This window comes from Bacillus sp. FJAT-29937 (genome assembly GCF_001509555.1).
Lineage (GTDB): Bacteria > Bacillota > Bacilli > Bacillales > Cytobacillaceae > Cytobacillus.
Window position 1 is genome coordinate 170,646 of record NZ_LMAS01000008.1, and the last position, 20,244, is coordinate 190,889.

Annotated in this window: 19 protein-coding genes; 10 read left to right on the forward strand and 9 right to left on the reverse strand. The window is 37.4% G+C overall.

Annotated elements, in window-relative coordinates; genetic code table 11:
* Nucleotides 1-94 precede the first annotated feature (94 nt).
* From AR328_RS17385 to AR328_RS17395, 3 genes are all read right to left on the reverse strand, one after another.
* Nucleotides 95-1,456, reverse strand: coding sequence for an FAD-binding oxidoreductase (locus AR328_RS17385; RefSeq protein ID WP_066298768.1), 1,362 nt, complete (start codon nucleotides 1,454-1,456; stop codon nucleotides 95-97).
* A gap of 53 nt (nucleotides 1,457-1,509) precedes the next feature.
* A complete protein-coding gene (locus tag AR328_RS17390) occupies nucleotides 1,510-2,682 on the reverse strand; it encodes an aminotransferase A (protein WP_066298770.1) in 1,173 nt (390 codons plus the stop codon).
* 144 nt (nucleotides 2,683-2,826) lie between these two features.
* The gene (locus tag AR328_RS17395; RefSeq protein ID WP_066298772.1) at nucleotides 2,827-3,555 is read right to left on the reverse strand and encodes an IclR family transcriptional regulator; all 729 of its coding nucleotides are present in this window, start codon (nucleotides 3,553-3,555) and stop codon (nucleotides 2,827-2,829) included.
* Between the two features lie 330 nt (nucleotides 3,556-3,885).
* Between AR328_RS17395 and AR328_RS17400 the strand changes: the two genes are divergently transcribed.
* The 6 genes from AR328_RS17400 (at nucleotide 3,886) to AR328_RS17425 (ending at nucleotide 9,769) form a co-directional block, all read left to right on the forward strand.
* A complete protein-coding gene (locus tag AR328_RS17400) occupies nucleotides 3,886-4,977 on the forward strand; it encodes an ABC transporter ATP-binding protein (RefSeq protein ID WP_066298774.1) in 1,092 nt (363 codons plus the stop codon).
* Nucleotides 4,978-5,013: 36 nt separating this feature from the next.
* The gene (locus AR328_RS17405) at nucleotides 5,014-6,069 is read left to right on the forward strand and encodes an ABC transporter substrate-binding protein (RefSeq protein WP_066298776.1); all 1,056 of its coding nucleotides are present in this window, start codon (nucleotides 5,014-5,016) and stop codon (nucleotides 6,067-6,069) included.
* Between the two features lie 14 nt (nucleotides 6,070-6,083).
* Nucleotides 6,084-6,986, forward strand: coding sequence for an ABC transporter permease (locus AR328_RS17410; RefSeq protein ID WP_066298785.1), 903 nt, complete (start codon nucleotides 6,084-6,086; stop codon nucleotides 6,984-6,986).
* 1 nt (nucleotide 6,987) lies between these two features.
* Nucleotides 6,988-7,770: an ABC transporter permease gene (locus tag AR328_RS17415; protein WP_066298791.1), complete on the forward strand. Its 783-nt coding sequence runs from the start codon at nucleotides 6,988-6,990 to the stop codon at nucleotides 7,768-7,770.
* 127 nt (nucleotides 7,771-7,897) lie between these two features.
* Nucleotides 7,898-8,872, forward strand: coding sequence for an L-lactate dehydrogenase (locus AR328_RS17420; RefSeq protein ID WP_066298795.1), 975 nt, complete (start codon nucleotides 7,898-7,900; stop codon nucleotides 8,870-8,872).
* A 135-nt stretch (nucleotides 8,873-9,007) separates the two neighbouring features.
* Nucleotides 9,008-9,769, forward strand: a complete 762-nt coding sequence (locus AR328_RS17425; protein WP_066298802.1) for a dimethylarginine dimethylaminohydrolase family protein — start codon at nucleotides 9,008-9,010, stop codon at nucleotides 9,767-9,769.
* A 164-nt stretch (nucleotides 9,770-9,933) separates the two neighbouring features.
* Here AR328_RS17425 and AR328_RS17430 read toward each other — a convergent pair whose 3' ends face one another.
* Nucleotides 9,934-11,025: an ABC transporter ATP-binding protein gene (locus AR328_RS17430; protein WP_066298804.1), complete on the reverse strand. Its 1,092-nt coding sequence runs from the start codon at nucleotides 11,023-11,025 to the stop codon at nucleotides 9,934-9,936.
* Nucleotides 11,026-11,288: 263 nt separating this feature from the next.
* Between AR328_RS17430 and AR328_RS17435 the strand changes: the two genes are divergently transcribed.
* The gene (locus AR328_RS17435) at nucleotides 11,289-12,311 is read left to right on the forward strand and encodes a hypothetical protein (protein WP_066298806.1); all 1,023 of its coding nucleotides are present in this window, start codon (nucleotides 11,289-11,291) and stop codon (nucleotides 12,309-12,311) included.
* A 145-nt stretch (nucleotides 12,312-12,456) separates the two neighbouring features.
* Nucleotides 12,457-13,689, forward strand: coding sequence for an ATP-binding protein (locus tag AR328_RS17440; RefSeq protein WP_066298807.1), 1,233 nt, complete (start codon nucleotides 12,457-12,459; stop codon nucleotides 13,687-13,689).
* Between the two features lie 67 nt (nucleotides 13,690-13,756).
* On the opposite strand, the gene AR328_RS17445 is transcribed toward AR328_RS17440, so the two are convergent.
* Nucleotides 13,757-14,137 (reverse strand): DoxX family protein, encoded by a 381-nt coding sequence (locus AR328_RS17445; RefSeq protein ID WP_231734982.1) that lies wholly within the window; start codon nucleotides 14,135-14,137, stop codon nucleotides 13,757-13,759.
* 153 nt (nucleotides 14,138-14,290) lie between these two features.
* Between AR328_RS17445 and hemG the strand changes: the two genes are divergently transcribed.
* Nucleotides 14,291-15,679: a protoporphyrinogen oxidase gene (gene hemG, locus AR328_RS17450; RefSeq protein ID WP_066298812.1), complete on the forward strand. Its 1,389-nt coding sequence runs from the start codon at nucleotides 14,291-14,293 to the stop codon at nucleotides 15,677-15,679.
* A 159-nt stretch (nucleotides 15,680-15,838) separates the two neighbouring features.
* On the forward strand, nucleotides 15,839-16,705 hold the full coding sequence (locus AR328_RS17455) for an AraC family transcriptional regulator (protein ID WP_066298820.1): 867 nt from the start codon (nucleotides 15,839-15,841) through the stop codon (nucleotides 16,703-16,705).
* Nucleotides 16,706-16,755: 50 nt separating this feature from the next.
* Here the strand turns inward: AR328_RS17455 and AR328_RS17460 are convergent, their stop codons facing one another.
* From AR328_RS17460 to AR328_RS17470, 4 genes are all read right to left on the reverse strand, one after another.
* On the reverse strand, nucleotides 16,756-17,658 hold the full coding sequence (locus tag AR328_RS17460) for an NAD-dependent epimerase/dehydratase family protein (protein WP_066298821.1): 903 nt from the start codon (nucleotides 17,656-17,658) through the stop codon (nucleotides 16,756-16,758).
* A gap of 79 nt (nucleotides 17,659-17,737) precedes the next feature.
* Nucleotides 17,738-18,967, reverse strand: a complete 1,230-nt coding sequence (locus AR328_RS17465) for a CynX/NimT family MFS transporter (protein WP_066298822.1) — start codon at nucleotides 18,965-18,967, stop codon at nucleotides 17,738-17,740.
* A 190-nt stretch (nucleotides 18,968-19,157) separates the two neighbouring features.
* A complete protein-coding gene (locus AR328_RS22675; protein ID WP_156422735.1) occupies nucleotides 19,158-19,319 on the reverse strand; it encodes a hypothetical protein in 162 nt (53 codons plus the stop codon).
* A gap of 34 nt (nucleotides 19,320-19,353) precedes the next feature.
* The gene (locus AR328_RS17470; protein ID WP_066298828.1) at nucleotides 19,354-20,085 is read right to left on the reverse strand and encodes a type II toxin-antitoxin system prevent-host-death family antitoxin; all 732 of its coding nucleotides are present in this window, start codon (nucleotides 20,083-20,085) and stop codon (nucleotides 19,354-19,356) included.
* Nucleotides 20,086-20,244 lie beyond the last annotated feature (159 nt).

Consider the following 20,244-nt stretch of genomic DNA (forward strand, 5'->3'; position numbering starts at 1 on the left):
GAAGAATATACACGCCAAAATAGAGAAAGGTGAATTTGAGTACGCTCAAATTCACCTTTCTCATTATTTGAAGCTAGTTATGTCCCAGCCTCTTCTATTCGAAAATCTTCCCTGGATTCAATATACCATTTGGATCCAAAACCTGTTTTATATCCTTCATAACATCCAATGCTTCCCCGTGTTGAAGGGACTGGTATTTCTTTTTTCCTAATCCAACCCCATGTTCTCCTGTACAAGTTCCTCCACAAGCCAAAGCATAATGGACGATCTTTTCATTAAATTGATTTGCTCGTTCCATATCTAGAGGATTATCGGTGTCAATTAATACACCTGCGTGAAAGTTTCCATCACCGATGTGACCGATGATGTCACCTTGTAATCCTGATTCATCTATACATTTCCGGGTATATTCAACCGCATCTGCTAGTACGGACAGTGGAACACAAACATCCGTATTCATGACCTGTTTCCCAGGGTTCTCGTGAATGAGCGCATATAAAGAATTATGTCTTACTTCCCATAATTTTGCTCTGCCTAATGAATCAGTTTCAAATTCAAATTCAAAACAGCCAAATTCATTAAATATTTCTTTCGTTAGTTGAACGTCCGATTCGACACTACCTTTAGAACCGTGGAATTCTAGAAAGAGAGAAGCACCCTCTGAATAATTTGTACCATATACTTTATTCATATATTGGATTGTTTCCCCTTCAACCAACTCAACTCTAGCTATCGGAACACCAACGGATAACATGGCGGTAGCAGCTTGAATGGCCTCGTTTACAGATAGGAATGTGGCACGTGCTGCGGTAATGACTTCTGAAATCCCATGAACCTGAAGCGTTAATTCAGAAAAAATACCCAATGTTCCTTCTGAGCCAACAAATAGTTCTGTTAAGTTATATCCAGATGATGATTTTTTCGCTTTTCCGCCAGTTCGAATCACTCGACCATTAGATAGAACGACTTCCAAATCTCTTACATTATCCTTCATCGCACCATATCGAACAGTAGTAGTTCCGCTTGCATTAGTAGAAGCCATTCCTCCTAGTGTAGCATCAGCTCCTGGATCAACTGAAAAAAATAACCCATACTTTCCGAGTTCCTTATTTAATTGCAGTCTTGTAACTCCAGGTTGAACACGAACTAGAAAATCATCTGGATTTACCTCTAGTATTTTATTCATTTCTTGAAGATCTAGAGAGATTCCTCCTTTTAAAGGAATCGCAGCCCCTTCAAGCCCTGATCCCACTCCGAAAGGGGTAACAGGAATTTTATGCTCATTTGCAAATTGCATAATGGTCACAATCTCTTCTGTATTTCTTGGAAAAACGACAACATCAGGAAAGCTTGCTTCATGAAAAGATTCATCTTTACTATGATTTAAACGAACGGTTTCATTTGTACTGATGCGATCATTAGGAACAATTTGTTTTAATTTCTCAGCAAGCGTCATGTTTATCTCCTCACATTATGATACTTCAATCCTAAATTCATATATTCCAACTATTATTTAACCGCTTTAATAGAGTGTAAAAAACGTTCAATTCCATCAAGGCCTTTGACTAAATCTTCCATTGATTGGGCATATGAAATTCGAATATAACCTTCACCAAAATCAGAGAAAGAGCTTCCAGGTATAACCGCAACTTTTTCCTGATCAAGGAGATTCATCGCAAAATCCATTGATGATAGCCCAGTGCTTTTAATCGATGGAAAAATATAAAATGCTCCTTTTGGTTCAATGACATCTAGGCCCATTTCTTTTAGTCTTCTAAAGGCGAGATCTCTTCGATTTTTATACTCATGTTTCATTGCTAATACTTCTTCTGTATATACACCTTGCTTTAATGCCTCAACTGCAGCATATTGGCTAATGGAACTTGGACAAATTGAATTAAAAGAATGTATTTTATAAAATTGATCAATTAAGTAAGACGGAGCAAAAGCAAAACCTATGCGCCAGCCTGTCATAGAATGAGATTTTGAGAGACCGTTAATGATAATCGTTTTATCCTTTAAATTTGGAATAGATCCGATTGAAAAATGCTTTTCATCATAAAGCAGCTCACTATATACTTCATCAGCTACAATAAATATTTTTTTATCTTCTAGCACTTTGCCAATTTCACGCACTTCTTTTTCAGACAAAATCGTTCCAAGCGGATTGCTTGGATAAGGGAGAAGGACACAACGAGTTTTTTCGGTAATATGCTCTTCTATTAACGAGGCAGTTATTTTAAAATCGCTATTTGTTGTATCAACATAGACAGGGATTGCATTACATAACTTGATTAAAGGTTCATACCCAGGATAAATAGGAACAGGTAAGATGACTTCAGATCCTTCTTCAAGAATTGTGCGAAAAGCAAGGTCAAGAGCCTCGCTTGCCCCCGTTGTGACGATGACTTCATCTTCGGGATGGTACGATAAATTATAATTTTCACGAACATAATCACATGCTGCTACACGTAATTCATATAGTCCAGCTGTTTCTGTGTAGGCATTTTGATTTTCAATAATGGCTTTTACTCCAGCCTCTTTTACATATTCGGGGGTAGGGAAATTTGGTTGGCCAAATGTCAAATTTATGATGTCAGGTGAACGATCGACTTTATTTGCAATTTTACGAATACCTGACATTTCGATATCTACTACATTTTTATTTAGAAGATTAATCATTTTTACTCATCCCTTCCGTAATTTGGCTCCTTTTGGATTATGAGGCCTAAGGTGAATTCTTTTAGATCAATAGCTAAAAGGAAAAGTATTTTATAAGAGATAACCACCACCCTTAATTTGTGTTGTTTTATAAGAATTTAAGCTTTAATGCCCCATTTTCCACGAAATTTTGTTTCCTGTATTTATCACTTCATCAATAATTCCCTTTAATGATTCATCTTCCAAATTCGAGATATTCATTTTTATACTGACAGCGCCGATCACCCCGCCGTAATGATTTAATATTGGAGAAGCGATAAAAGATATACCGTCATTTTGCACGTCTTGAACCAATTCATATCCGTCTATTTTTATTCTATTTAATCGTTGAAAAAATGCTGTTCTTTCACCTTCTGGAACGGATTCGTTCACTACTTTTTCTACAAAGTCAGATGGCATATGTGCTAGCATCGTTAGATTAGCTGCACCCTCGTGTAACGGTGTTCTAAGACCTAAATTGTCATGCACTCGAATGGTTTGCTGTATACAGTCAATTCTTTCAATAATGATAGATTCCGTTCCTATTGGCTTGCTCAAATATACGGTTGCTTCAACAGTCCTCATTAAATTTTCTAATTCAGGTCGTAACACGCTGACATAATCAAGCGTGTCGTAAACAATTAAACCGTATTCAAGCCACATATTACCAAGTCCATAAAGCTTACTTTTCGGATCTTGTTGTATCATTTCATGTTTGATCATCGCATTTAGGTTACGATGCATGGAACTGGTGGGAAGTTTACATTCTTTGGCCAGTTCAGTGATAGTAAATTGGTTCGGATAATGTTGAATTAGAACTTTTACTATATGCATGGCGCGATCAATTGATTGCATTTAAATCTCTACCTTTCTATTAGGAAGTAGCATGATGGGGAGACATGATTATAACTTCAAAAGAATGGGGATATCAGAAAATTAGCAATTGACAATAATCTTATTTTTCATTATATTAGAACTAATTCCCGATAGCAAGAATAAAATTCCATTACGCGGAAAGGTTGGGTAAAGGTGATAGAAACTGTGGAATAGCAAAGGGACAGGCGGACCAACATGTCTAACTGCCCTGGTAGTGAGAGTATAGGTAGTTTCGCAATCAATAGATTACTTAATTAGTAGTAGATATGTAGTTTTTTAGAACGCATCACGCCCGGAGGAGGTTATTGCATGGTATTAGGCAATAGTTTATCCATTGTCAATGCTTCAAAGTATTATAAGAGGTTTAAAGCAGTTGACGATGTGAATTTAGAAGTAAATCAAGGGGAGTTTCTTACGATACTAGGTCCCAGTGGATCCGGGAAGACCTCATTACTTAAACTAATTGCTGGATTTGAACAATTAAATCAAGGGGCAATTATATTAAATGATCAAGATATTTCGAAGAGAAAACCGTACGAGAGAGATATCGGGATGTTATTTCAAAATTATGCCCTATTCCCTCATATGACGATTTTTGACAATATAGCTTATCCCCTTCGCCTTCGTAAGGTACCAAAGGCGGAAATCAACGAAAGGGTAGAAGCTGTTCTGAAGCTTGTTCATCTAGAACAATTTGGATCAAGATATCCTGAGCAATTAAGTGGAGGTCAACAACAAAGGGTAGCTTTGGCAAGAGCCATTGTCTTTAACCCGCCACTTCTTCTATTGGATGAGCCGCTGGGAGCACTTGATAAACAATTACGTAAGAAAATGCAATTGGAAATAAAGCATATTCAAGAACAAGTCGGAATCACGACAGTTAGTGTGACACATGATCAGGAAGAAGCATTAACCATGTCAGATAAAATTTGTGTCATGAACAACGGAAGAATCGAACAGGTAGATACTCCTGAAAACTTGTACAAGCGGCCAAAGAATCGCTTTGTAGCTGAATTTATCGGTGAAATTAACCTAATTAAGGGCAATGTTGTGAGCGTGGACGAAGAAAGAGCAAAAGTAAAAGTAAATGATAGTTTTGTAGTAGATGTCGAGATAGATTCTATAGTAAAGAAGAATCATTCGATGCTGATTGCTCTCCGTCCAGAAAATATTCAGATAGCTAAAGAAGAGTCCGAATTTCATAACACGATTAAGGCCAAAGTGATTGAATCTATCTATGTAGGTGAGGCCTTTAATATTAAGACAAGAACGGAAACAGGAGAGGAAATTACTGCAAAAATCCCTGCATATGTCTCAGAATTACCATTAAAAGATAAAGAAATTATTTTAGGATGGAATTATAAAGATGCTTGTCTAATTCATGATGATACACCAGCATAATCAAAAAAATAAAGGATGAAAAAGGGGATATGATTCATGCCAAAGAAAATAGTCGTTTTCCTATTTACTATGTTAGTGGCTGTTATTGTGGCTGGCTGTGGAAACGGGGCAACAAATGGGAAAGAAAGTAAAGAACTAATCGTTGTTGATTGGGGAGGCCCTTATACGGAAATTCACCAGGAAGTTGTATTCAAGCCATTTGAAGAAAAGTATGATGTCAAAGTTAAGGTAGTAACACCGCCTGATGTAGGAAAATTAAAATCGATGGTGGAAAGTGGAAATGTTGAATGGGACGTTGTTAGTGTAGGTGATGATTTTGCCATTAGAGGCGGTAGAGAAGGTCTATTAGAGAAATTAGACTTTGATGTGATTAAAACAGATGGACTTCCTAAAGAGCTTGTCCACGATTATGCAGTGCCTGAGAATACATTTTCAACAGCGATTTCCTTTAACACGGATACATTTCCTGTAGGAAAGCATCCAACAACATGGGCAGAATTTTTTGATACAACAAAGTTTCCAGGTGATCGTGGACTATATAATGATCCAATGTGGACTTTAGAAGCAGCGTTATTAGCTGATGGAGTAGAACCGGAAAATTTATATCCATTAGATGTGGACCGTGCATTTAAAAAGCTTGATGAAATCAAAGATCAAGTGAAGGTTTGGTGGACAGCGGGTGCACAACCACCAGAAATTTTAGCCACAAATCAAGTTCCATTAACGAGTTCTTGGGCTGGCCGTGTGATAGCAGCCAAAACTGATGGGGCACCAGTTGATGTAGATTTCAATCAAGGACTACTTCTATCAAACTCTTGGGCAGTACCTAAAGGAGCACCAAATAAAGACTTAGCAATGAAATTTATTGCCTTTTCTTTAGAACCTGAACAACAAGCAGCTCTTTCCAATAAATACGACAACGCACCTGCTAATGCGAATGCAATAGAGTTGTTAACTGACGAATCAAAAGTCCGATTAGGTTTAGATGACTCCTCAGATAAACTGCAAAAACAGATATATATTAATACTAATTGGTGGGTTGACAACTACGAAAAGGTTAATGAACGCTTTAGAACATGGCTTCTAGAATAAATGGAGGTTGAAATATGATCGAAGTTAAAACTGAGACATGGGTACCTGAAAAACAGGTATCCTTCTCCCGCCGTTTAGCAAGAATATCAGGATTACAATGGCTTCTTTTGATTATCCCATTGGCATATATCTTAATTTTAATGTTCTTTTCGATGATCGACTTCTTTAAACTTAGTTTTTTTAATGCGGATGGATTTACATTAGAGTATATCAAATCCTTTTTTTCTACCCCTGTTTATTTGAAAGTATTATGGCTGACGTTAAAAATTTCCCTGCTTGTTACGGTATTTGCATTAGTAATTGCCTATCCGCTTGCCTATTCATTAGTGATAACAAAGTCAGCACTATGGAAAAAAATTATCTTTTCTGCTGTGTTAATTCCATTTTGGATAAGTTTACTAGTTCGTACATTTGCTTGGACCATTTTACTTCGGAAAAATGGAGTCATTAATATCATTTTAATGAAACTAGGGATCATCGACCAGCCGCTAGAGCTTATTTATAATACGACCGGTGTCGTCATCGCAATGACCCATATTCTTCTTCCATACATGGTTTTAAGTCTCTATTCTGTTATGGCAGGAATTGATCAAAGATTGCTTCAGGCAGCACAAGGGATGGGAGCACGTCCTTGGAAGGCATTTTTTCAAGTCTTTTTCCCCTTATCGATTCCAGGGCTGCTATCTGGTTCTCTATTAGTCTTTGTCATGGGAATTGGATATTTTATTACACCTGCTTTATTGGGCGGACCAAATACAATCATGATTTCGATGTTAATCGAAAGTAATATCAACACAACATTGAATTGGCACTTAGCCTCAGTTCTAGCACTAGTATTATTTGTTGCAACGATCCTTTTACTATTGATTGCTCTTCTGGTAACAGGAAAGAATCCTGTATTGAAGGAGTTGGAATAAAATGTGGCTTAAAATATTGGTAGGCATTATTGTCATTGCTCTAATTTCCCCTATTTTAGTCGTGATTCCGATGTCTTTTTCTTCGGCTAGTTACTTTGAATTTCCAATTCCGGGTTACTCTTTGAAATGGTATCTTAACTTTTTCAATAACGAAGAATGGGTAATAGGGTTAATAAGAAGTCTAGTCATCGCATTTTTCACTGCGATATTATCTACTATCTTAGGAATTATGGCTTCTCTTGCTGTTTCGAGAATAAACTTTTGGGGTAAGAAGCTGTTTATGTCATTGATGGTTGCTCCAATGATCATTCCAGTCATCATTACAGGGGTTGCACTCTATCATTCCTTTGCTCCTCTTAAACTGACGAATAACTTTGTCGGCTTAGTATTAGCCCATACCATTTTAGCAATTCCAATTGTTTTTGTTACAGTAACAGCTAGTTTGAAAGGGATGGACCGTAACCTTGAATTGGCTGCGATGGGGCTAGGCTCAACCCCATTTGGAGCATTCTTTAAAGTTACCCTTCCATTAATTCGACCAGGTGTGCTATCAGGTGCGTTATTTGCCTTTATTATTTCCTTCGATGAAGTTGTTGTCACAATCTTCTTAGGCGGACCAAATACAAAAACATTGCCAATCGCTATGTGGGAAAATCTGCGTATCCAAGTAGATCCAACGATGGCAGCTGTCTCTTCTATTCTAATCGTCATAACGATTGCATTGTTTGGTACAGGGGAACTTATTACAGCACGTAAAGCCCGTAAAGTAAGCAAAAATTTATAGGATTCGAATATTTGCCTAGTTGAGGTGGGGAATCACCGAACTAGGCAATTCTTGAAAAAAAGCTTTTTATTCTCCAAGACACAAATTCAAGAATCTCTTTGGCCAATTTTAATAAGGGAGAATTGTCATGAAAAGATATGTTAATAGAGTTGCAATCATTGGTACTGGTTTTGTTGGTTCAAGCTATGCTTATGCATTAGTGAATCAAGCAATTGCAGAGGAAGTTGTACTAATTGATATGAATCGCGAGAAGGCAGAAGGAGAAGCGATGGACTTAAACCATGGGAAATTGTATTCTTCTTCGCCAACAAAGGTTTGGGCAGGTGATTACAGCGATTGTAAAGATGCGGATATTGTTTGCATAACAGCTGGAGTCAGCCAAAGTGAAGAGGTTACTAGATTTACTGTAGTCGAAAAAAACACTAAGATTGTCAAAACAATTGTAGAACAAGTGATGAATTCCGGGTTCAATGGAATCTTTCTAATTGCGTCAAATCCAGTTGATATCATTACATATGCCACATGGAAATTTTCAGGTCTCCCGAAAGAAAGAGTGATCGGCTCTGGAACTATGCTAGATACAGCGAGATATCTCTTTATGTTGGGTGAGTATTTTAACATCGATTCTAGAAATATAAATGGATATATTATTGGCGAGCATGGTGACTCTCAGCTGCCTGCTTTAAGCACTGCAACAATTGGCGGAAGATCAATCATCGACATTGTAAATGCTGACAGTAAATATTCAATTGAAGATCTTAAACAGATTGCTGTGGATGTACGTGATGCAGCAATTCATGTTGGGGATCGTAAAGGTGCAACCTACTATGGAATTGGTATGTGCTTAGCAAGACTTACAAAAGCAATATTCAAAAACGAGAATGTAATACTGCCTGTATCTGCTTACTTAGATGGCGAATATGGATTTAACGATGTATATGTCGGTGTACCAGCGGTTATTAACAGGCAAGGTTTAAAAAACATTGTTGAATTGAATTTAAATGAAGATGAAAAAGAAAAACTAAATGCTTCCGTTTCAATTTTAAAAAATACGATGGAACCAGTAATCAATAGTTTAATCGCTGAAAAGCAGGTTAAGTAAAATTTGCTTAGAAAACCTATATTTATAGAGATGATGGCAACGAATTATCGTATGACAGTGTAAAATAGCAGTTTAGTATTTTCTTATAGCAGAATTATATTTCAATATACAGAAAAATATTTCGGAGGTATTATTATGTTCAAAAATATTATTGCTAAAAGACCAGCGGAAACGTTAGTGAATGGGTTGACTACTTCTGATCTAGGTAAACCAATATTTGAAAAGGCACTTGTGCAGCATGATGCTTATATTGAAGCCCTTAAAGCATGTGGGGTTGAGATCACAGTTCTTCCGGAAAATAGTGAGTTTCCTGATTCAACTTTTGTCGAGGACACTGCTGTTTTAACAAAGGATTTTGCGGTCGTGACCAATCCCGGAGCAGAAAGCCGCAATAAGGAAATTGTTGAAATGGAACCAGTATTGAAGCGTTTTTATGAAAAATTTTATCATATTGAAGCGCCTGGCACCCTTGAAGGAGGCGACATTTTACAAATTGAGGATCATTTTTATATTGGAGTGTCGACTAGGACTAACTTAGAAGGAGCAGAACAATTAAAGAAAATTCTTGAATTTGAAAACTATAAAGCGACTATCGTAGAGCTAGAGAAGTTTTTCCACCTAAAAACTGGGGTGACCTATATAGGGAATGGCACAGTATTAGTAGCAGGAGAATTTATCAATCATGAAGCATTTAATTCTTATAACAAAATAATCGTACCAGCAGAAGAAGAATACGCGGCAAACTGTATTCGTGTAAATGATTACGTTATCATTCCTTCAGGCTATCCAGAAACGAAGAAAAAAATTGAAGATGCTGGCTATCAAACGATTGAAGTGGACACTTCTGAATTCCGTAAAATAGATGGTGGCCTCAGCTGCTTGTCATTAAGATTCTAATACTAACAATTGTATTTCCATTTCACGATGGAGCCAGGGATAAAAATCCTGTGGCTCCCTTTTCTATGTTTATCCTTAAAGGTTTAATATTTCCATTTTGTCGTTAATCCAAAATTTTGAAACAAAAAAGGAAGGATCTTTTCGATCGCTTTCGTGTATTCTAATTATTGAATTCTTAGTTCCGTATCAAAATCAAAAAAATGGACCTTATTCATATTAAAAGCAAGCCTAATTCTATCTCCGCGTTTAATAATAGCATCTGCATCAAGACGTGCGACAAAGCCTTGACCCTCTAAGCTCGCATTAATCATTAATTCAGCACCAGTTAGCTCGGAACCATCAACTTGAGTCACAATAACGGATCCATTTTCAATGAAAGTAGAATGACGATGAATATGTTCAGGACGAACTCCAAGGATGATATTTTTGCCTAAATAGCCTCTTTCAAGAAGAAGTTTCATTTTTCCTTCAGGTACAGGAAGGATTGTGCTGCCTGCTCTAAATCCATTCTTTTCAAGAACACCAGTGATAAAATTCATCGCGGGAGACCCAATAAATCCTCCTGCAAAAACATTTTCAGGAAGATCATATACCTCTTTAGGGGTTCCGACTTGTTGAATGACTCCATCTTTCATGACAACAATTCTAGTTGCCATCGCCATGGCTTCTGTCTGGTCATGAGTCACATAAATGGTTGTCGTTTGTAATCGCTCGTGCAGTTTGATAATCTCTGAACGCATTTGAACGCGCAGTTTTGCATCGAGATTAGATAACGGCTCGTCCATGAGAAATACCTTGGGATCACGAACAATCGCCCTTCCTAAAGCAACACGCTGACATTGTCCTCCAGATAGAACGTTTGGCTTTTGATCTAAATATGCCTCAATACCAAGAATATGGGCTGCCTCAATTACCCGGCGGTTAATTTCCGCTTTTGAATATTTCCGGCGCTTTAGTCCAAATGCCATATTTTCATAAACGCTCAAATGGGAGTATAATGCGTAATGCTGAAAAACCATTGCCATATCCCGATCCTTTGGAGGGACGTCATTCACCCTTTTTCCATCAATATAAAAATTCCCCTGGGAAATCTCCTCAAGTCCAGCAATCATACGCAAAGTTGTAGATTTTCCACACCCTGAAGGCCCTACGAAAACGATAAACTCCTTATCATAAATAGTAAGGCTAAAATCTTTAACAGCCTTAATTTTATTATTATAGACTTTGGAAATATGCTCGAGTTTTAATTCAGCCATTTTTAAGCCCCTTATGTAAAGATTCATTTCTATTGTAACATTTACATTTAGATCCGATATGCGGCAACTATGAATAAAAAGTCATCAGCTTATTTCAATTATGAAAAATATGGTATAATCGTGGGAAAAGTATTTAGTAAAAACAATCTATTTTTACAATAATCTTATTATTATTCAATCATAATCGAAGGTGCACTTTTCAGAAGGTTCTTGCATTTAATATAATCGATTTATACTAATTTAGCAAAAAAGGGGGAGGAATTATGGCGATCGCATTTCAGAAAAAAGAGGAATGCTTTAAGTTTTTTGATAGCAAGGGAAATCCGATTAAGCGGAAGACTGAGATCCGTTATGATCCGATCACTGGGGAATCATCCCGTTTAATTTATGATTCTGGATTAGTGTTTACACCGCCAGACTACACAGAAATGGCAAAACAAAATGGAGGTGCTAAATGTCCCTTTTGCCAGGAAAACTTATTGAAAATGACTCCGGTTTTTCCGAAAGAAATTATTGAAAATGGGCGAATTATTAAAGGAGAAGCGGTAGGCTTTCCTAATCTGTTTCCTTATAGCAAGCATAACGGAGTTGTTATTTTCTCTGGTCAGCATTATGTTCGCTTGGAGGAATTTACATCTGAAACAATTACGAATGCATTTTTGGCTGCACAGGGTTATTTAACTAGAATAATTGAGTCTGATCCTGAAGCACGCTATGTATCTATTAATTGGAATTATTTACCCTACTCTGGTGGGAGTGTTCTTCACCCTCATATTCAGGTTTGTGCATCAGATTCACCGACAAACTATCAAGCTCTGCTCGAGGAAAAAACAAAAGCCTACGAAGGCATGAAAGACTTATTTACCAATCTTTATGAAACGGAAAAGGCAGTGGGTGAAAGATGGATCGGAGAAAAGGGAAATGTAGCTTGGATGCATGCCTACGCTCCGAAAGGTCAAAATGATTTTGTCGCTATATTTCCCGAAAAATATTCAATAAATGACCTCAAAGATCAAGATTGGACAGATTTTGCAGTTGGATTGAAGGTGATCTTCCAAGCTTTGACAGAACAAGGATTTGCTAGCTTTAACTTGGCATTAAATATTTCGTTAAATGAAGATTTAAAGCAAGCCATTCATGTCCGTCTCATACCGCGTTTTACCGTTGGCATGATGGACACAAGCGACATAAACTTCTATCAGGCCCTCCACCATGAACCGCTTACATACAAAGTCCCAGAAGAGGTAGCAGCTAGAGCCCGAGAAATTTTCAAGAAAAGTATATAATAATATAAAAAGCATGGATGCGAGCGGTTAATAGCCCAAAAGATTCATGCTTTTTTTGTCTGTTATGGCAGACAGAAGTGAATCTTGTCGATTTTTAGCGAAAAAGGGTTATAATAAGTATTATAATTTAATGTGAGGAACTCTAATGAACAAAGAGAAAATAGATTCGTTGCCGCAGCATGAAGAAAAGCGGGCACTTATCGCCTATTTACTATCCTTTTATATCACCTTAGCATTGTATGATATTTTTTATTATTTTCTATATCCCAAGTTTATTTTGCATACTGAACCTGGCCTAATCGGTCCATTTAGCTACTGGAATTATGTAATTTTCATAAGCCTTATTCCGATATCCTATTTATTAGTGAGAAGAAATAAGCTTCATGTAATAAAGTACTTGTATATTCTTGTTTATTTGGGAATGACGGCTTTAGGTGACATAATCATGTTTTTGGGGGAGGCAGGCGAATATCGAAGCGGAAATGTTGCGGAATTAACTTTGCTGTTGTTTTCTCCAATATTTATCAATAAACGATTTTATTGGACGGTGACCATCGTTTCGTTGTTCAGATATTTAATTGTAGGCATTATTATAGGGTCAGCTGATGTTGTTATCCCGATGGCCATTATTAGTATTTTATCCGTTATCGCCTATATTTTCGTGGAACGCTTTTCGTCTTATATTCATGCATTGACTTCCATGCACGAGGAAATGAGGCATAAGGAAAAGCTAGCATTTATTGGACAGATGGCAGCCTCAATAGGACATGAAATAAGGAATCCGCTAGCATCCCTAAAAGGTTTTACTCAGCTGCAAAAAGAAAAGTACGAAGATGACCAACAGTATTTTTCCATTATGGAGCAGGAAATTGACCGAATTAATTCGATCGTAAATGATTTATTGGTCCTTGGTAAACCAAGAGCCGTTCAGTTTCAAAGAAAAAACATCAATGATATTCTTACCTATGTCATTTCTATAACCGAGCAGCTGGCTAGTCAAAAGGGGATATCACTTAAATCAGAGCTTGATGAAAATATCCCTCCAGTTGTTTGTGATGAAAATCAGCTGAAGCAGGCATTTATTAATCTTCTCAAAAATGGTGTTGATTCTATGAGCGATGGAGGCTTGCTAAAGGTGAATTCCCATTATCATGCAGGCAATACATTATCAATCAGCTTTATCGATCAAGGATGTGGAATTGAACCATCCCAAATGGACAGGCTATTTGCTCCATTTTACACGACTAAGTTAGATGGAACCGGTTTAGGGCTTATGGTGACCAAAAAAATAGTAGATGACCACCATGGCCAAATAAAGGTTGAAAGTGAATTGAAAAAAGGAACAAAGGTAGACTTGATATTGCCGGTTGGGCAATAGGAACTATAAATTTTGCCTTAAAAACAAAAGCCTGTGCAGGGAAATTCCATTGCGCAGGCTTTTTGATTTAGTATTTTTTCGTTGGGTGATGACTATATAAAATAAACAGCAAAATGAGCATCACAATATCTAATCTAGCATTGGCGGCAAATTGGAAAAAACCAGCGTGCAAAGTTGGAATCTTTGTTAAAATAATGGCGACAATCATAATTCCTATTAAAGGCAATGTTGCATTTGCTACACTTCTATTTAATAAAATCAAAACGCCGCAGGCTAATTCCACGATGGCTACGATATACATGACTGAAATTGGATAAGGCAGTCCTAAGTTTACAAAATAAGTCCCCATCTCAGGATTAATAAATTTTATTATTCCAGCAATGATGAATACGTAGGCAACAGAATATCGAATTAATTGGTCCGTTGATATGGATTTTTTAATGGCCAACCCCTCCTTTATACAACTGTATGCCGTTTTCCGGACAAACAGTATATGAAAAACTCCGTGTAGTCACAAAATTGTTGGAAGATGTATCGTAGGGTATGAACATGAAGTATGGTACACTTTTTATAATCAGGATCAAAAACAGGGGTGTCAAAATTGAAAACAGTATTAGTCATTGGCGGGGGAATCACTGGATTATCTGCCATATATGAGTTACATAAATGGAAAAAAGCCAATCAATCTGATGTTAGGCTAATTCTTGCAGAGGCGTCTTCAGAACTCGGCGGGAAAATCCGCACGGTTAAAGATCATAGCTTTATTATGGAGGCGGGAGCTGACTCAATAGTCTCGCGGAAAGTTAATACGATGTCATTTATTAAAGAACTTGGTTTAGAAAATGAAGTGGTCTATAATGCATCCGGACGGTCATTTCTTTATACCGAGAATGAGCTTAAGCAGATTCCGGCAGATGCCGTATTTGGAATTCCGACAAGTGTAGAGTCCTTAGCAAAGACTACGCTTGTGTCTGCTGAGGGAAAAGTAGAAGCACTGAAGGATTTATATACAAAAAACGATACATTTACGAAAAATGATTCCATTGGTGATTTCCTGGAATATTTCCTAGGGAAGGAATTAGTTCAAAAGCAAATTGGCCCAGTACTATCAGGTGTATATTCAGGGAAATTAACCGACCTTACAATCGCCTCAACACTTCCATATGTTTTGGACTATAAAAACGAATACGGCAGCATTATTAAAGGGTTTGAAGCGAATAAGGAAAAATTTCAAAGCGGGGGAGGAAAGAAGTTTTTTTCCTTTAAAAGCGGCTTAGGGAAGCTTATTGATGCTTATGAAGAAAAACTTGAGGATGCTGAAATATTAAAAAACACAAAGATAAATAAAATAGAGAAAAGCGGGGAGCGATATCAAGCCCTACTGCATAATCAAGAGGTTATTGAAGCAGATTATGTTGTCCTAAGTATACCGAGTAATGAAGCTCAGAAGTTATTTAATGATTCAGAGCTGGAAAGCAGCTTCTCCCAATTTAGAAATAGCTCCCTCATTAGTGTATATGTTGGTTTTGATGTACCAGATAGTATTCTTCCTGAAGATGGGACAGGCTTTATTACTTCAGATAGTAACGATGTATTATGCAATGCCTGCACATGGACGAGCCGGAAGTGGGAGCACACGTCGAAAACGAAAAGTCTGCTCGTCAGACTTTTTTATAAAAGCAGTATTCCTGAATTTCCTTCATTATCAGAAATGGATAAAGATCAATTGCTCGAAACAGCACTTTCAGATATTCACAAGAGCCTTGGAATCACAGCTAAGCCTGTCACATGCGAGATTACAAAATGGACAGACAGTATGCCGAATTATTTAATCAGCCATCCGCATACAATAGAAAATTTAGAGAAAAAACTGTCAGCATCCTATCCAGGAATCATGCTTGCAGGCTGTTCTTATTACGGTGTGGGTATTCCAGATTGCATTGAAAATGGGTCAAATATAGCAGAGACAATTATTCGTAAACTTCAATAAGATTGGTTTTTAAAAAGAACAGCCTTGGCAGCTGTTCTTTTTTGACCTTACAAAGATGATCTTTCTAATTGAAAGAATTAATGTTCTGTCCGAACAAAGCATAAATTGACAGGATTCCATTTCCTGCTAATGTTAATATGAATTCAAGGGAGTGAGACGATGGCTTGGATTGAATCTATCCAAAAGGCGATAGACTATATGGAGGATCATTTACATGAGGATATTACAATTGATGAGATAGCTAAACAAGCAAATGCCTCAGCATTTCACTTTCAGCGAACTTTCACGATCTTAACAGATATATCTGTTGGTGAATATCTAAGACGAAGGCGACTAACTTTAGCAGCTCAGGACCTTTCCAGAACAAACTGCAAAATTATTGATCTAGCCTATAAATATGGCTACGACACTCCTGAAGCTTTCACAAAGGCATTTCGCCGACAGCATGGTGTTTCACCAACTGAAGCGCGAAAATATATGGGAAAGCTGAAATTCTATGAACGCTTGATCATACAGGTAATTCTGAAAGGAGCAGAACCGATGAAGTATAATGTATTAGAAAGAGATGGTTTTCAGGTGGTTGGCATTAAGAGGGAGTTTTCTATTGTCAATGGGGAAAATTTGTTAGGCATTCCTAAACTGTGGGATGAGGTTCTTAATGATGGAACATGTGAAAAAGTAGCACGTCTGAACAATGGGCAAATCAAAGGAGTGCTAGGTGTGTGTGCTGATAAAATAGGGGATGGGCCATCTGGGGCAATTGATTATTGGGTGGCAGCTGAATACGATGGAAATGCAGCTGAAGGTTTTTTAACATTGGATATTCCAGCTGCCAAATGGGTTGTATTTGAAGTACATGGACCGATGCCTGAGGCGATGCAGAAGACATGGAAGAAAATCTACTCGGAGTGGTTCCCTACAAGCGGCTATGAGCATGCAGAAGGTGTACCACAATTAGAAGTATACCCTGATGATGATGCATCTAGTTCTGATTATTATTCAGAAATCTGGATTCCAGTAAAATAGGGAAGTAAGAGCAGGAGCTATTCACATTTGAAAAGCTCCTGCTCTTATTATTAAGTATTTTGTGTTTGACTTATAGAATAATAATTGATTAAATCATCTAACACAGCATCTAGATCAGCAAAGGTGAATCCAAGCTCTTCTGCCTTACTTGTATTTATAGACCAAGAGCCTTCAAAAGAATAAGGAGAGGCATTTTCCTTCGTTAGTTTATCCGTAATTTTTGCCTTTAGATTTAATTGCGACTCGATTTTCCCTAGCAGTTCCTTTAGTGAAATATCCTTTTTACAGCCAGGATTGATAGGGCCAGTGAAAGAGTATGTCCCTATATCATATAAAAATTGGGCAGCATCATCAGATAAGATAAAGCTATATCTGGCTTCAGGATTGGAAAGGCCAATTTCTTCATTGTTAATGATTTTATCTATATGGAACTTTAGCCTATTTGTAAAGTCGTCCTTGCCGATAACGATTGGAAAACGGACAGCTGCGACCTCGATCTCATTCTGAGAGAATAATAGAGCCTCAGCTGAACGCTTTGCTTCTTGATAGCCGGAATATCCACTATATTCTTCTCTCGGACGTAGCTCAAAAAGAAACTCGTACGGATTAAAATTCTCTTCGATATGATTAACGCCAAAATCATATACAGCTTGTGTCGATGTGAAAATATATCTCTGTACTTTCCCTGTTAAAGCGTCCAATATATATTGTGCTTCCAGAGGGGATTGACATGTTTGGTCATAGACAATATCCCACCTGCGGCCCGCAAGTGCTGCGTCAATCGACTCTTTGTTTCTCCTATCCAATTTTAATCTTTCCACCTGATCTCCAAAGGGGTCCGGTGTTATTCCTCTTGTGGCAATTGTAACCTTACCGCCATTCTGCAAAAGCTTCGTAACTAATTTCTTGCCAAAAAACTGGGTTCCCCCTAGAACTAATACTCTTCTATTCAAGTAGCTACCTCTTTTCTATTATGGATATTAATTAATACTAGATATAATGGAAAATTCCTTCATTTAGTATAAATACATTTTAAGCAATCGTGGAAGGGGATTCTTTATGTTCTTGAGTCTTCTCCTGTAAAACATATAAATTTCGTCCGGCGCCTATGCCAGCTATCATGTAAATAATCGTAATGATAATAAGCAGGATTAACGGAATCGTCCAAGTATGAAAGAGATCAAAAATGAAACCAATCAAAAATGGTCCAAGTGCAGCTAATAAATACCCAACGGATTGCGCCATCCCTGAAAGGTCAGAGGCTTGCTTGGCGTTTGCCGCCCGCAGCCCAATAAGAGTTAGACCGTGGCTAATAGCTGCCCCAAGGGATATACCAAGCATCATAATACAACAGATGAGAAGGGCTTTATTCGTGAAAAATAGTAATCCGAATAAACCAGTTAAACATAGGAGGCCAATGCCAAATGCAATACTTTTTTGGTTTGGAAGCCGATCAGCAAGAATAGGAATAATGATGTTTGCAGGCAACCCGGAAAATTGGAAAATCGTAAGCATCCAGCCTGCAATAGCAATATTAAATCCTTGAGTATGCAAAATTTCAGGAAGCCAGGCAGTAATACTGAAATAAACCATTGATTGCAATCCCATAAAGAGGGTTACCTGCCATGCTATAGATGAAAACCAAATGCGCGAGCCGGATTGTTTTTGTTTGGGGCTATCGAAGGTTGTGTTTTTCACTTTAAGTTGGGGCAGCCAAAAGCCGATAGCGATTAAAATGATTAGTGCCCACATTCCAAGGGCCATTCTCCAGCCTAAGCCAAATGAATCGGCTAGCGGGACGCTAAGACCAGGTGCTAAACCAGCAAAAACTCCCATTGAAAGAGTGTAAATGCCAGTTAATAGCCCAACTTTTCTTGGAAAGGATTGTTTGACAATCCCAGGTAACAGTACATTGCAACCGGCAATTCCTAAACCAATCATAATTGTTCCGGAAAACAGAAGGGGAAGTGTGCTGAAGGAGCGAATGATAATTCCGGAACCCAAAATACATAGCCCAATCATGACACTCATTTCATTTCCAAGCTTTCTTGCGATTCTTGGCACAAAAGGTGATATCAGTCCGAAGGAAATGAGCGGCAAGGTAGTTAGCAACCCTGCTATTCCATTGGAAATTCCTGTTTCATCTCGGATATGCCCTGTTAAAGGACCAATCGAAGTAATCGCTGGTCTGAGAGTAAATGCAACGAAAATTATACCGATCATCAGCAATATATTTTTATTTTTCATTTGAATATTATCCATAGATATTAATTCCCCCAGTATTCAGTACAAAATAGATCCTTCATGGTGTTTCTATTCAGTTGTTGAAAAATCATCAGGAGAATCATTCATGTTTGCATAATTATAGTGAATATTCGGAATTTTGTATAGGGGTAATGTAAAAAAATACCTGTCCTTTATATGGAAGGCTCAGGACAGGTAAAAATTATGCTTAAGAAGCAACAGTCTTATTCATGATGAGGAAAGGTTTCATGCAGATGACACCCGCTCCATTCAATATTTCCACCCAATGGTCACCAAAGTCCTCTAGTGGTGCCCGTTTAATCCAATATTTCTTGTGAATGGTAACAAATGTTGATAGCTTGCCTTTCACAATAAGGTACCCGTCCTTTTGGACAGGTGCCTTATTATTTAGGAAAAATACTGTTCAACTCAACAGTTAATCCAGAAAAAATATATGATTGAGCGGCTTCATTTTGTTTAAATGTGATGTTATTGCTAATATTTTTGTCTTCAAATAGGTAAATGGAAATCTCCCTGTTTAGCGGATTAACAATCCAGTACTCTTTTACCCCGCATGACATATAGAGATCGAGCTTTTTTATCATGTCTTTTCTTCTTGTGCTTTCTGATAAGATCTCGACAACAAGATCGGGAACTCCTTTATAATAATCATTGTCATCAAGCTTCTCTTCAAGATCACAAATAACCATCATATCAGGCTGAACGATGCTTTTATTATCAGGACTTCGTTTGAGTTCAATATCATATGGAGCTACAAAAGGTGTACACTTCTTCCCTTTAAAACAATTATAAAAAATCCCAAATAGTTCAGTCAACGTAACCTGGTGAACCGTTCTTGGTGAAGCAAGTAAAAAGATTTCACCGTCAATATATTCGTATCGTTCCTCACTTACTTTCGTCAGATTCAAAAATTCATCAAAGCTTGCCTTTTTGCCATCATAACTATATTCGGTTAATTTCTCCTGTACGGTCATAACGGTTGTCTCATTCTTGGAATCTGTTGCAGTAAGCCTGGCGATGGGGGTACCATTTCGAGTGATGATAATGTCCTCTTTTGCTGCAAGCATTAAATATTTTCCAAAATTATTTTGTAGCTCCGTTGAATTAATAATCATAAAGACACCTCCTGCATTAGCTAAAATAGCTATATTAGCTAATTAAATTATAGGGTGCTGGAACATAAATGGCAAATGGCTGCAATCAATAATTAGTTTGATGCGCAATTTTCCAATTAAAAAAGTCTGCCTAGTTTATTGACAAACTAAACAGACTTT

Excerpts from the sequence above, each read along its gene's own strand:
- AR328_RS17385 (WP_066298768.1), bottom strand. The coding sequence starts at position 1,456 with ATGACGCTTGCTGAGAAATTAAAACAAATTGTTCCTAATGATCGCATC.
- AR328_RS17390 (WP_066298770.1), bottom strand. The coding sequence starts at position 2,682 with ATGATTAATCTTCTAAATAAAAATGTAGTAGATATCGAAATGTCAGGT.
- AR328_RS17395 (WP_066298772.1), bottom strand. The coding sequence starts at position 3,555 with ATGCAATCAATTGATCGCGCCATGCATATAGTAAAAGTTCTAATTCAA.
- AR328_RS17400 (WP_066298774.1), top strand. The coding sequence starts at position 3,886 with ATGGTATTAGGCAATAGTTTATCCATTGTCAATGCTTCAAAGTATTAT.
- AR328_RS17405 (WP_066298776.1), top strand. The coding sequence starts at position 5,014 with ATGCCAAAGAAAATAGTCGTTTTCCTATTTACTATGTTAGTGGCTGTT.
- AR328_RS17410 (WP_066298785.1), top strand. The coding sequence starts at position 6,084 with ATGATCGAAGTTAAAACTGAGACATGGGTACCTGAAAAACAGGTATCC.
- AR328_RS17415 (WP_066298791.1), top strand. The coding sequence starts at position 6,988 with ATGTGGCTTAAAATATTGGTAGGCATTATTGTCATTGCTCTAATTTCC.
- AR328_RS17420 (WP_066298795.1), top strand. The coding sequence starts at position 7,898 with ATGAAAAGATATGTTAATAGAGTTGCAATCATTGGTACTGGTTTTGTT.
- AR328_RS17425 (WP_066298802.1), top strand. The coding sequence starts at position 9,008 with ATGTTCAAAAATATTATTGCTAAAAGACCAGCGGAAACGTTAGTGAAT.
- AR328_RS17430 (WP_066298804.1), bottom strand. The coding sequence starts at position 11,025 with ATGGCTGAATTAAAACTCGAGCATATTTCCAAAGTCTATAATAATAAA.
- AR328_RS17435 (WP_066298806.1), top strand. The coding sequence starts at position 11,289 with ATGGCGATCGCATTTCAGAAAAAAGAGGAATGCTTTAAGTTTTTTGAT.
- AR328_RS17440 (WP_066298807.1), top strand. The coding sequence starts at position 12,457 with ATGAACAAAGAGAAAATAGATTCGTTGCCGCAGCATGAAGAAAAGCGG.
- AR328_RS17455 (WP_066298820.1), top strand. The coding sequence starts at position 15,839 with ATGGCTTGGATTGAATCTATCCAAAAGGCGATAGACTATATGGAGGAT.
- AR328_RS17465 (WP_066298822.1), bottom strand. The coding sequence starts at position 18,967 with ATGGATAATATTCAAATGAAAAATAAAAATATATTGCTGATGATCGGT.
- AR328_RS17470 (WP_066298828.1), bottom strand. The coding sequence starts at position 20,085 with ATGATTATTAATTCAACGGAGCTACAAAATAATTTTGGAAAATATTTA.